Consider the following 12,409-nt stretch of genomic DNA (forward strand, 5'->3'; position numbering starts at 1 on the left):
ATAGCCACCATGATCGGGGAAGACCCATATTAATACAGTATTTTATTGATTCAGGAAAAAACCATGCGTGTTGAACTGATTTATGACAAACGGAATGTCGCCGGCCTTACCAATGCCGCTGAAATGATTAAAGCCGAGCTGACCAAGCGCGTGCATCGTGTCTTTCCAGGTGCAGAGGTAAAGGTCAAGGCGATGCAAGCGAATGGCATCAATACCGATGCTAATAAACAAGAAAAGTCAGTGCTCAACCGTTTAGTTGAAGAAATGTTTGATGAAGCCGATCAGTGGCTGGTCAATGAGTTCTGATAAGGTTCAAGCCGGGTAACCAGGCCCGGTACACCTTCACTTTTGTCACATCACGCTGAAATGCCCCTACCCCAACAATATCCGCGCACCAATTTTAATCGGCGCAAATTTATCATGTGCGGCGCCAGCTTCAGTTAATGCCAGTTTGAGTTGCTGTGGCGGCTCATCCAGTGATTCATCTGCCAATTCAAACACCCCCCAATGAATCGGTACCGTCATAGGCTGCTGTAATTGTTTAAATAACTGCACGGACTGCTGCGGATCCATATGCTGCGCCTGCATAAACCAACGCGGCGCATAAGCACCTATCGGTAAAGCCGCATAATTAAATGGCCCCAACCTTTCGCCAATGGTCAGCAACTGTTGGCAATAACCGGTGTCACCCGTGAAGTAGAAGTTAATATTATCGCGTTTGACTACCCAGCCAGACCACAGACTTTGGTTACGATCCCAGGGGGTCCGCATGCTCCAATGACGGGCAGGCACACAATGAAACTCAAATTCTGCAGCGAGATGTTTATCCCACCAATCTAACTCATGAACATGACAAGCGCCGTGTTGTAACAACCAATTTTTCAGCCCCAAGGGAGCGAGAAAAATTACATCGGGGAAGCGACGTAATAATTGAGTGATCGTCGAGATATCTAAATGGTCGTAGTGGTTGTGAGAAATGACGACCACATCGATAGGCGGTAATTCCTTTACGCTGGCGGGCACCGGTGTTCTACGCTCTGGTCCGTAAAAATTAAGGGGAGAGGCACGGCAGGAGAGCACCGGGTCAAACAGGACGGTTTTCCCACTGACACGCAATAATAACGACGCATGACCCAGCCACCACAAAGCATCTTGTTGCCCACTAAAATCAGCCGCTTGCCACCAGTCAGTGACAAACTGCGCATACCCCTGCAGCGGGGGTTTGGGTAATGATTGGCGTTTGCGCTCTTCACGCCAACGTTTCAAATCTTGTGGATGATGAACGATCGGCTCTAGATTTTGGAATCCAAACTCAGTGTGATGTGGCTTACCGGCATCATAGTAGGGGTTTTTCTTCGCCATTTTACGTCCTTCGCGGCTAACTGTGATTGCAGCCAACATTCATTCATGGGCTATGCCCGTAATAATTCACCCTTTTACAAAAGTGATACTTTCACACGGTGAGTAATAGATCTAATTTTAGTGATAAAGCCCACCGGTTGATTAACATCTTGCCACACTTGTCACGGTCATGATTGCCGCCAAAAGACATTATCACTCATTGGTATTTTTATAGATATTTTGTTTTTTACCGAATATTCCCCCCAACCACTAAATTGATTCACATCAAGTTTTACTGGTAATACACACTTTTTTAGGCCGTAAAACCCTTTTTCGTGATCGAACACTCATTTTTATAAACGACATACCTTTATAAAGAAAACAACTATCCATTATTAATGAAACATTGTTTTAATTTGAGGTGGCAGTAAAAATGAGTAAACAGATTTCAACACGACATACGTTGGCTTACGGGAGTGCCAACCTATTAGGCAGTGGGGCACTGGCAATCAGCGGGGCCTGGCTGATGTATTTTTACACCACCTTTTGCGGACTGTCTGTCGTAGAAGCGGCCACTATCTTTTCAATCGCCAGTATTCTTGATGCTATCAGTAACCCGGTAATGGGTTATATCACCGATAACTTCTACAATACCAGACTGGGCCGCATGTTCGGGCGTCGTCGCTTCTTTATCTTGCTGGGTATCCCGCTGGTACTGGTCTATCCGATGTTATGGATGAGCGGTTTTGGCTTCTGGTATTACCTGCTGACCTATGCTCTGTTTGAACTGATTTACACCTCCATCATGGTGCCTTATGAAACACTGGCTACCGAGATGACCACTGATTTTGCCAAACGCTCTAAATTAACCGGTTCTAAAGCTATTTTTGGCAAAGTAGCTAACTTTTTGGCCGCCTTTATTCCCGGCCAGTTTATCGCTATTTACGGTAAAGATTCCGCTACCCCCTTCCTATATACCGGTATCGCCTACGGTCTGATTATGTGTAGTGCCATGATTTGGCTTTACAGTTCATCATGGGAACGTCCAGCCAGCGAAGTTGTCCGGGAAACCACCAGCAGTTTCGGTCAGGCACTGAAAAAACTGTGTGTTGATATGGCGTCGACTTTCCATTTACGTATTTTCCGCAAGCACCTTGGTATGTACTTGTTCGGTTTTGGTGCTGAATGGTTATTCGCTTCTGCATTTACTTACTTTATTATTTTTGGTCTGGGCCAGGATGCCGCATTGGTATCTCATCTCAATAGCTTCAGTTCAATAATGCAGTTGATTTCTACCGCTATTTTTATCGGTATTTGCGTTAAAATGGGCTTTGCCCGCCCCTTCCGCATTGCTCTGCAAGTGGTAATTGTCAGTGTTATTGCTTATGCCGCACTCTATTTCACTGGCTGGTCCCAGGCCACCACCGTGATTGTGTTGTTCGGCATTACTGCTGTTTTCGGCTTAAGTACTGGTGGTATTTATTATATTCCATGGACAGTTTATACCTTCCTGGCCGATGTAGACGAAGTATTAACTGGCCGTCGCCGTGAAGGGATCTATGCCGGAGCCATGACTTTCGCCGGCAAAATGACACGTTCGGTTATTGTGTTCGCCATGGGGTGGACGTTGAGCCGTTTTGGTTTTGTCTCCGGGCAATCGATCCAACCAGAAACTGCAGTGCAAGCCATCGTGGGGGTATTTGCCATCGGGGTTATCGCACTGGCACTGGTGGCTATCTACTACACCACGCAGATGAAACTAGACCGCAAAAACCACAGCATTTTGCTGGAAGAAATTGAGCGTATCAAAGGTGGCGGTGCCATGGCTGATATCCCAGCACATGCCCGAGTTGTCGCCGAAGAGCTCACCGGCTGGAAGTATGAACAATGCTGGGGTAATAACAATTTGGGCGTCAAAGAATCGCCGAATGTCATGCCAAAACCGGTCACTGAAAGTTAACCATTACCCGTCATAACCCACCGCACCGGCCAACCCCGGTGCATTTTTTTGCCCGTTATTTTTCACTACCTCAACCATGGGCACACTGGCAATTTGATCCTCCTGAACCAATGACTTTTTCCAACGTCATTGTTCCGCTGGCTGCGTGCTTTTCAATACCTGAGCATGCTGGATCAACGGGGCATAATTTCTCGCAATGTAAATTATCCGTCAGCCCGAAAATTTCAGCAGGTATTATTTAAATATCCGATTATTATAAGCGCACGACCATTTATTTTATTTTTGAACATGGATAAAAGATTGCTGAAACATTTATCTTCCCCATTATTGGCCGCTGTTCTATTCACGATTCCATTACACAGCCATGCTAAGACAGAGCTTTTGACTTCACAAGTTGTTGATCAATATGCCGAACATATTTTCTATAACAGTGGTGCTATGGGGATGGCGCTGGTAGTTATCGATAACAATCAAGTGGTCAACCGCAGTTTTGGTGAAACCAAACCCGGTAACAACCTCCGTCCACGGCCAGACTCACTGATCCGTATTGCGTCAATTACCAAGCTGATGACCAGTGAAGTCATGGTAAAACTGGCCGATGATGGTACGGTAAAATTAACCGATCCGTTGCGGAAATATGCCCCTAAGGGGTCCAGAGTCCCGTCTTATAATGCAAAGCAGCCGATTACCTTGCTGAATCTGGCCAGCCATACCAGTGGCCTGCCTCGTGAGCAACCCGGTGGCCCGCAAAAAAGACCGGTGTTTACCTGGCCGACCAAGGATAACCGTTGGCAGTGGCTAAAGCAGGCAAATGTAACCGTTCCACCTGGGGTAAAAGCGGCTTATTCCAATTTGGCCTATGACTTACTGGCCGACGCGTTATCACGGGCATCCGGCAAGCCTTATACGAGTCTGTTACGTGATAAAATCACCGCCCCACTGGGGATGAAAAACACCACCTTGACCCCAACGGCGGAGCAATGTAACCGCCTGATGATCGGTGTAGGCAGCAGCCGTTGTGAGAATACCATTGCTGCCGCAGGCAGTGGCGGCGTTTACTCAACGCCGGAAGATATGCAGCGCTGGATGCAGCAATTCCTATCGTCGGATAACAGCGCACGCAAGAGTTCAGCCAGACGTGAACAAGCGCTTTATTTCCAGCGTCGTGATCTTACTGCGCTGAAAGGTATGGATGTAGCCGGTCAGGCAGATGCTCTGGGCCTGGGCTGGGTTTATATGGCACCCAATGCTGAGCTGCCGGGGATTATGCAAAAAACCGGCGGTGGCGGCGGGTTTATTACCTATATGGCAATGATCCCAGAAAAGAATATTGGGGTCTTTGTGGTGGTCACCCGTACTCAACTGACCAAATTCAGCAATATGAGTGATGGCGTTAATCAGTTGGTCGCTCAGTTGGCGAACAATAGCTGATTCAGTCAACGGCCATTTTCACCACTGCCGTTGATTTTTGGCTCGTAGAAAAGCAAAAACCCGTTATCTTATTCAGATAACGGGTTTTTAATTGGTGCCGGCACCAAGAGTCGAACTCGGGACCTACTGATTACAAGTCAGTTGCTCTACCAACTGAGCTATGCCGGCGTAATTCTGTGGAAAGCCACTTCCTTTCCTTGGCGCGCAATATAGTATAACTCAGAACAAACAATCAAGCGTTATCAACAAATTATTTGTGTTTAACGCCACAGAACGGCAAAGTGAGGCATAAGTGAGCACTGCGTTTTCTAAATTGGCCCCGACAATCTGGACGTAAATACCTTGCTGTTAAAACAACAGGAAATTAGCCAGCAGCATCGCCACAATGCCACCGATGGCCGGAATAAGCGTTCGCTTCACAATCATAAACGGAGAACATTCACCGGCCTTACTGACGGCGATGATAATACCGGCTACCGGAGAAATAGAACGCCCCATCCCCGCCATTAACTGCATAGGTAGGATCATGGAAACCGCTTCCTGACCAAATTTACTCGCAATAGACGGTGCCATACCGGAAAAGGAAAAGAAAGCCGCAACAGCCGAACCCGTGAGTACCGCAGTTACCCCGACCAATAGCGTCATTAAAATGGTCATACTGGCAAAGCCAAATCCTGCGTTTTGTACTGACATCAGTAAATAGTCAATAGCACCGACCTTCTGCATCACTATCGGGAATAGTATTTTATTCGGTTACAAACTTTGTCACGGAGATGAATATCATAAAAAAATCATATTATTACTGGCTACGGGATTGGTCGCTATGTCCAGTGCTCAGGCCAACACGATTATAGCGCCACAACCTCAGGCGAAAATAGAGGGAGAGAAGAAGACGATAGCGCTCTACGGCAATTCATATCTGCATTATAACAACCATGTGAATACTCGACTGCGTGATTTAAACCGTTCATTGCTACCCGATCACGCTAAAGGCTATATGTTCCGTGGGATCACTATTTCCAGCGGACTCTTGGGCTGGCATATTCCTAGCCTGAGTGTCCAGAATTCACTTCAGAAATGGGATATTGCCATTCTACAGGGCAACGCCACAGAGTCTATTTCGGCCAAAGACCAAACACGTCAGTATGTTACCGACTCAGCCAGCATAATGGTGGATACCGCCCATCAGGCTGGATCTAAAGTGGTGTATTTTATGACCTGGGCTAATAAAGATAAAGCAAGCCAAACCGAGAAACTGGCCAAAGCCTATAGGAATATTGCCAGTAAAACGGGCGGATATGTCGCACCGGTAGGTTTGGCATTTAGCCGAGCGATAGAGGCCCATCCAGAGATAAATTTATATCACAGTGATGGCAATCATCCTTCTTTAGCGGGTACCTATCTGGCTGCCTGTGTACTATTTGCCACAATTTATGACCAATCTCCCGTGGGCGGAGCCTTGCCGGTAGAGAGCGATATGGCAGAACAGACCGCGCGTGCCCTGCAACAAATAGCTTGGGCTACAGTGACTCAGTTTCGTCAGCAAGGAAAATAGCCCCATGACACTAACGACTGTTTGAGATACCCCCTGAGTCTGTATTGAGAGCATCGTAGGCAAGAAACCCTGTCGGGTTCTTATTTGTGTAACTCAATGGTAAAGTCATAATATTCGTTCAGGCACCAAGTGAACGTGTGTTCCACGGGTTGTTGGTTATGGCTAAAACCGGTTCTGATCACCAATAATAGAGGCTCATTCTCTTTAATATTAAGATAACGCAACGGTAGACTGTCGGCTCCCACCGCCAGAAAACGTTGTGTGGCCCGTATAACCGGGGCCCCTTGATCTGCCAAATAGAGATATAAAGACTCCCCCAATTCATTAATATTATTGAATAAACTGGCCGGGATCAGCGCCATCTGCAGTGAAATCGCGATACCATTGATTTTACGAACCCGGGTTAACTCCACCACATCACATTTAGCGTCAGTCAGTTGCAGAATCTGGCGTTCCTTTTCAGTAGAGGGCCGCCGCAGATACCCCACTAATTCACTTTGAGGTTTGCCCCCGCTAGCTTGTGCCATCTCACTAAAACTTTCCAACAAAGGGAGTGACTGACGGATATGGGGAGCGACAAACGTCCCAGAACCTTGGTTGCGAATGATAATGCCATCTTCCAGTAATTTCTGAAAAGCCTTACGGGCTGTACCCCGCGATATCTTCAGCATTGCCATTAGAGTCCGTTCCGAAGGCACAGCATCACCCGGTTTCAATTGTCCTGTGGTGATCGCGGCCTTGATACTATTGACCAGTTGCATATACAGCGGCATAGCATTGGTTTCATCAAGTAGAAATGTCGAGGTGGGGGTGAGTAACATCGCTCCTCCAGCAGAAATTTAGAGTATCACGTTGATAACTGAACCAATGGTTACCCAGTTCCAACTTATCGTCACGCGTTTAATCATCTATTTGTCATAAAGGTCATGTTTTTCCATAATGCAACGGCTTGATAACATATTAATGTTACTCAGCCGCCTTACCTGTCACCGGCTTTATTTACCCCAGTCGCAATCAATTTAGTCTAATGACAGTAAATAGGATATGGCGACCATAAACAAAAAACCCCAGTCTTTTTATCAGACTGGGGTGTCATTCACCAGGAGGTGCAGTGATTTATGTATCGTTCATTCATCACGGCTGAACCGGTCGCGAAAACCTACCGCCTCGACTTGAACGACCTCTTCTGCCCTCCCTTTATGGCTGTTGTTGCCCGGTTTGCATCACGTCTGCTGCGGGTTGCGCCTTGTTTTGCTCAATGACTTCCTTCATAACCACAAACTTCTGGTAGAACCAACCAATCGCCACCAGACATAGCCCCAGACCGAGGAATGAGACCGAACGATATAGCCCTTCGAGACCCGACATATCCCACAGGAATAGTTTGACGATCGTCAGCGCCAGCAACCCCAACGAGGCGCGGCGCACCTTATAGTTAGGCCAGTGTATCGCGCTGTACATCATGCCGATGGCAGTTAGCATCCACGCTAAGGAGTAGCAATATTGCTCACCGCTGTACACGACGCCATTATCCAACCGGTCGCCATGCCAGAGCTGACGGACCGTCAAGGTAATGAACACCATTCCCAGTAGCGCAATCACACCGATAACATAAGGTTTCAGCCGCACATCGAGCCAGTGATCTGGCCAATATCTGAGTGTTGCCACCATGAACACTGTCGGGATGGCATAGGCAACGGTCACCATATTAAGCAGCGGCAGACCGCCAACGTTTTGTGCTGACCAAAGTGGGTTAAAGACAACCAGACAGGCTAACGTCATGGCTAGCATCAGAATGGCACTGACTTTAGCCGCCAGACGGTATATACGCTGTAACGAATCGGCAAACTGCTCACGATAGCCGTAGGCCAATGCCATCAGCCCGAAGGTCACCCCATGCAACGCACAATCGGTAAGCGAAGCGAAATCCAGAGACAAATGATAGCTGCCATGCAACAGATGGCGTAACTCAACGTTAATCCATAGGGCCAACAGATAAATAGCATTAGCCGCTAACCAATTGGCGGTGCGATCGTCGCGACCCGCAAGTAACCAGCGTGAACTCAACCACAGACAGAGCACCGGAATACCAAAACCGTATAGCGTCCAGGGAATGGTTACTGAGCCAATGTACAACGGTGAGGAATACTCAAGGATATACGGGTTCATTGACAGACGAACCAGCAGCGCGATCGCCTGCAGTTTCAAAATCCAAGACAGCAATGAAACCTGTCGCCAGCGTTGCCAGAGAACCAGTGCCACGAGTTGGCCCGCGAGCAGCAGCGTCAGCGTCACCTGGCTGAAGACAATGAATAAGGCAAAGGTTAACGTCAGTTGGGCGGAGATCTGATAGAGGGTACGCAAAAACACTGAGTTGCGGCGGTATATATCACTGAATGCGTTCCACGCAAGACACATCACCAGACTAACCGCTAACAGCGTGTATTCAACCATCGCCAAATCAAATTTATCGCGACATGTATAATAGGTGTTTACCACGATATACATCGGTACCAGCACCGATAGCAACGCCCACCACAGCTTGCGATAAACCGGTCGTGTTACCTGGTAGCTACCATATATCCCGCAGAATAGCGCTAATGTGCTGAACGCGAGCAGACTGGTCCAGACCATGTTTGGATCAAAGAGAGTTCCCGCATTAATAAAGGGAGAAACGGCTAATATCGCAGCCAGTGGGACAAACAAATCCAATGAGGGTGAACGTCTGGCAATCAGCAACAGGCTGATACAGGAGAATACCAACGTGCTCCATGACAGTATCGAATGGTTTTCGCTCACGATTAAAGCCAATAGCGAAAACCCGGCAATCAGCCCGGTCAATAAAGGATCCTGTAAAGCTGGCGGCCAGTTTTTCCAGCTCTTATTGCGAAAACGTATTTTGCTTTTTAGCGACCACCCCAGATGTGGCCAGGCCAGGAAACCGTAAGTGGTTGATAGCAGGAATAATGAACGCGCTAATTGGTGATCGGATGTTGCTATGAATAAGGAAACAAAAAACCATAGGTAGTTACCCGCCATTGCCCCTAGCCACAGCCAGTGCCGATAGACACGGCTCAACAAGCCGATAGAAGCCAAACTAACCAGGAACAAGTAGGCCAACAGCCCGGTAACATTCCCGCTGCCTGTCGAGACAAATAACGGGACGGTATAGGCGCCAAGTATCCCCAACGCGGCCATAAATGGCCCCTGCCACAATGCAAGTACCATCGCTAGCAGCGAAATCAGGCTGAGCAACAGCATGAGAACCGGCATTGGGAACATATCGTAGAGATATTTAGCCGCCAGCATCGAGGCAAACAGGCCGATAATCCCCGCCCCACTCAGCGCCGCGGGGATATAATCGGCATTGGCCAAGGGCAACTGAAAACGTGAACGCCTGAGCCATTCCCCTCCGCCAACCATCAACACACTCAGAACAACGGCGGTACTAATCCGCAAGGTTGGGCCGAACAGACCCTGCTCACTGCCGGCTTTCAACAGGAAAATCACACCCAGTGCCATGATCACACCGCCGATCCACACCATCCAGCGGGCGGCAAACTCTTGCTCGATACGCTTCCAGAAACTCTCTGGTGATTTTAAGGAAAACAGCACGTTCTCCAGTTTTGTCCACACGTCTGGGGCCGGGGGCTGACCACTCGCAAGGCTTATATCCATTTCTTGCAACGCTTGGGGAGATTCATCCTGTGGCTCAAGCACCTTACTGTCAGCAACCCTGGATTCTATTCGCGGGGCTGGCTCTGTTTGTTCTGCATAGGCTGGAGTCAGCTCTTTAATCTGGCTTTGTTTTTTGGTGAGTAGATAATTCTGATAGGTCGCGTAATCAGGCGTCCAGACTTCAGACACGGCCACATCATCGGCCAGATTAGTTGATGTGACCTCTTCCTGAACAGAGGCCACAGCAGGTGCGGGCAGGTGTTGAGCAAGTTCATTGCGCAGCCTGTCGATCTCTTCTCGTATATATTTTACCGAGTCAGATAACGTACTTATTTGCATATAGATAACAAACAAGAAAATAAGTAAAAAAATTAAAAGCCAATATTCCATTATGTATACCACATCTTACGTAATAGTACGGAGAACACACATTGACGTGTGAGATCAGTTCTGAATAACACCGAACGGGTTAGTGAGGGTTGTGGCATAAGTATATTATCCCTGTAAATATCATCCTAAATAAAACCTTCTCTCATTTATATTATTACAGCGTTTTTATATCAGATTAATAATCACTATAAACTAACGCACCGGCTAATAGCTGAACGGGGGCTGTAATGATATCCAAGGTTATTGCTACCGGCATAAGCGCTTTTGCAACACCGGGATGGCCGGATACCGTCTGATATTGGTAAAAAACCACATCAAAAGGATGCTGGAATTTTATCTCATTATCGGTTGCTTTCTCATGTAGGGTTCCCGAGATATCAATTATTTTGCTGCACTTATCCTGATTACATCTGAAACTATAATTATTAATCAGTAAGTTCCTATTTTTTTGTGTCACTGGCGCGGTGACGTTCACCTTTCCGTCAAATGTCCTGGCGGTATCATCAATGATGAATTTTGGCGCACCTTCGATACCTAACTCGTCTGGTTTTATATCCTGACTATTAAGAAGTTGGGCAATCTCACCCCCCCCCTTCACTATCAAGTAATCGAAGTACTTACCGACAAAAGTAACTTCATTTTTTGTCGATACTGAAAACCCAGTTATATTATCCTTAGACCACTGTTTTTTTTCACTACTTCCACCAGATGTACTTTTTAGCAACAGATATGTATTGCAGCCAGGTAGGGTACCCATCATTAAAATCAAAAGGATAAAACTAAAACACCGCTTCACAAAATTACATCCTTATAGTCATGACGATTTACTGACAGTAAATAATGACAGTGAAATTTTTGGATAGTCACGTTTTGTTTCGTCAAAACGTATCCTATCGCCGATACCAAGGCACCCAGCCAGTGCGAGTAAACCGACGACCGGGCCATAACAAACAAGATTTTCATGTTTTCACCAAGGAAATCCTCGCAGTCCATTTTGGTATTGTTACCGGATCACGGGTTCAGAAATATCGCCATTTGGGGTACGCTACTGCCCTACTCATTAACTCAACCTGTACTAAAGTAAAAACGCTCTGTAGATAACCTTATCCATTCATCGGGTGGCATAAAACAGTATCGGACAGGTATTTTTCACGCGCATTAGCATATTAATTAATATACCCGCAGCGCAGTGTAGAAACGTTGTCCACCTAACACCAATGAGTTAAATGTAACTAAGTGTAACAAGTAAAAGCTCCAAAAAAACAGATCATCTCATTGATGTGTAAGATATTTCCTACAATAGAAGAATAAACCCACATAATTAAAGGTGTTAATAAATATCATAAAAAATAAACCAAGAATTTAGGAAGCTTGACGTAGGAAGATGCCTACAGATATTTTTTCAGAAATGTGATGTGTATCTGGGGTATTTGACAGCCTGAGAGGTTAACAAGAAACTTATCTATTATTGCCGTGAAAAAGTTGGCCTCTAATAATGTAAAGGTGATTTATCTATAGGTGGATTCTTATCTTCATTACAGACTTTACCTATCCCTATCCCTATCCCTATCAATTTAGTCTAATGACAGTAAATAGGATATGGCGACCATAAACCAAAAACCCCAGTTTTTTATAAAACTGGGGTTTAAATTTGGCGGAGGGATAGCCCGCTAAAAATAGTTCTAATACGGAACAATGAGTTCAAATTTTAAATTATAAAACAAAAGGTTATATAAAAACACTTCAATTCAGTACAAATGAAAACAACCCGACTTAATCATTAATGGCATACTCAATGGCATACTGGAATTTTAAGGGATTCACTGATGGCTACTCTCACCGATACCAACGCTCGCCAGATCAAACCAGATGACACCCCCTTTCCTCACGGTGGTATTACCGGTCTGACACTGCATCCTTCCACCAGCAAAGGTCATGGAAAATGGGTCTTACGCTTCATAAGTGTAGTGATGTGATGGACGCCCCTTCCTAAGGTAGTCAGTGCCATACTTTTACTGACTACATTAATCTGGGAGTAACATCATATGAACACG

General features: G+C 46.4%; 9 protein-coding genes, 1 tRNA gene and 1 pseudogene. 5 read left to right on the plus strand and 6 right to left on the minus strand.

Annotated elements, in window-relative coordinates; translation table 11 throughout:
- Positions 1–63 precede the first annotated feature (63 nt).
- Positions 64–306 (plus strand): DinI-like family protein, encoded by a 243-nt coding sequence (locus AEP37_RS20825; protein ID WP_049615143.1) that lies wholly within the window; start codon positions 64–66, stop codon positions 304–306.
- 66 nt (positions 307–372) lie between these two features.
- Here the strand turns inward: AEP37_RS20825 and AEP37_RS20830 are convergent, their stop codons facing one another.
- Positions 373–1,401: an MBL fold metallo-hydrolase gene (locus AEP37_RS20830; protein ID WP_082170885.1), complete on the minus strand. Its 1,029-nt coding sequence runs from the start codon at positions 1,399–1,401 to the stop codon at positions 373–375.
- Between the two features lie 373 nt (positions 1,402–1,774).
- Here AEP37_RS20830 and AEP37_RS20835 point away from each other — a divergent pair, with 373 nt between their 5' ends.
- The gene (locus tag AEP37_RS20835) at positions 1,775–3,301 is read left to right on the plus strand and encodes an MFS transporter (protein ID WP_049615144.1); all 1,527 of its coding nucleotides are present in this window, start codon (positions 1,775–1,777) and stop codon (positions 3,299–3,301) included.
- A gap of 288 nt (positions 3,302–3,589) precedes the next feature.
- Complete coding sequence (gene ampH, locus AEP37_RS20840) at positions 3,590–4,732, plus strand: D-alanyl-D-alanine-carboxypeptidase/endopeptidase AmpH (RefSeq protein ID WP_049615151.1); 1,143 nt, start codon at positions 3,590–3,592, stop codon at positions 4,730–4,732.
- A 92-nt stretch (positions 4,733–4,824) separates the two neighbouring features.
- Here the strand turns inward: ampH and AEP37_RS20845 are convergent.
- A tRNA-Thr gene (locus AEP37_RS20845) sits at positions 4,825–4,900 on the minus strand.
- Between the two features lie 180 nt (positions 4,901–5,080).
- Positions 5,081–5,458 carry a C4-dicarboxylate transporter DcuC gene (gene dcuC / locus AEP37_RS20850; protein WP_049615145.1) on the minus strand — a complete coding sequence of 126 codons (378 nt, stop codon included), beginning with the start codon at positions 5,456–5,458 and terminating at the stop codon, positions 5,081–5,083.
- A gap of 97 nt (positions 5,459–5,555) precedes the next feature.
- Between dcuC and AEP37_RS20855 the strand changes: the two genes are divergently transcribed.
- The gene (locus AEP37_RS20855; RefSeq protein ID WP_049615146.1) at positions 5,556–6,287 is read left to right on the plus strand and encodes a DUF4886 domain-containing protein; all 732 of its coding nucleotides are present in this window, start codon (positions 5,556–5,558) and stop codon (positions 6,285–6,287) included.
- 80 nt (positions 6,288–6,367) lie between these two features.
- Here the strand turns inward: AEP37_RS20855 and AEP37_RS20860 are convergent, their stop codons facing one another.
- The 3 genes from AEP37_RS20860 to AEP37_RS20870 all read right to left on the minus strand — a co-directional run bounded on the left by AEP37_RS20860 (position 6,368) and on the right by AEP37_RS20870 (position 11,151).
- Positions 6,368–7,108: a GntR family transcriptional regulator gene (locus AEP37_RS20860; protein WP_049615147.1), complete on the minus strand. Its 741-nt coding sequence runs from the start codon at positions 7,106–7,108 to the stop codon at positions 6,368–6,370.
- Between the two features lie 376 nt (positions 7,109–7,484).
- Entirely contained in the window at positions 7,485–10,355 is a 2,871-nt protein-coding gene (locus AEP37_RS20865; RefSeq protein ID WP_049615148.1) for a DUF2339 domain-containing protein, read from the minus strand.
- A gap of 175 nt (positions 10,356–10,530) precedes the next feature.
- The gene (locus AEP37_RS20870; RefSeq protein ID WP_049615149.1) at positions 10,531–11,151 is read right to left on the minus strand and encodes a YidX family protein; all 621 of its coding nucleotides are present in this window, start codon (positions 11,149–11,151) and stop codon (positions 10,531–10,533) included.
- A 1,030-nt stretch (positions 11,152–12,181) separates the two neighbouring features.
- Here AEP37_RS20870 and AEP37_RS20875 point away from each other — a divergent pair.
- A pseudogene (locus AEP37_RS20875) lies at positions 12,182–12,325 on the plus strand (Arm DNA-binding domain-containing protein); the annotation flags it as partial.
- Positions 12,326–12,409: the final 84 nt, after the last annotated feature.

The sequence above is a fragment of the Yersinia pekkanenii genome (assembly GCF_001152565.1).
GTDB classification, from domain to species: domain Bacteria; phylum Pseudomonadota; class Gammaproteobacteria; order Enterobacterales; family Enterobacteriaceae; genus Yersinia; species Yersinia pekkanenii.

Coding starts and splice junctions, on each gene's coding strand:
- AEP37_RS20825 (WP_049615143.1), top strand. CDS start 64: ATGCGTGTTGAACTGATTTATGACAAACGGAATGTCGCCGGCCTTACC.
- AEP37_RS20830 (WP_082170885.1), bottom strand. CDS start 1,401: ATGTTGGCTGCAATCACAGTTAGCCGCGAAGGACGTAAAATGGCGAAG.
- AEP37_RS20835 (WP_049615144.1), top strand. CDS start 1,775: ATGAGTAAACAGATTTCAACACGACATACGTTGGCTTACGGGAGTGCC.
- ampH (WP_049615151.1), top strand. CDS start 3,590: ATGGATAAAAGATTGCTGAAACATTTATCTTCCCCATTATTGGCCGCT.
- dcuC (WP_049615145.1), bottom strand. CDS start 5,458: ATGCAGAAGGTCGGTGCTATTGACTATTTACTGATGTCAGTACAAAAC.
- AEP37_RS20855 (WP_049615146.1), top strand. CDS start 5,556: ATGTCCAGTGCTCAGGCCAACACGATTATAGCGCCACAACCTCAGGCG.
- AEP37_RS20860 (WP_049615147.1), bottom strand. CDS start 7,108: ATGTTACTCACCCCCACCTCGACATTTCTACTTGATGAAACCAATGCT.
- AEP37_RS20865 (WP_049615148.1), bottom strand. CDS start 10,355: ATGGAATATTGGCTTTTAATTTTTTTACTTATTTTCTTGTTTGTTATC.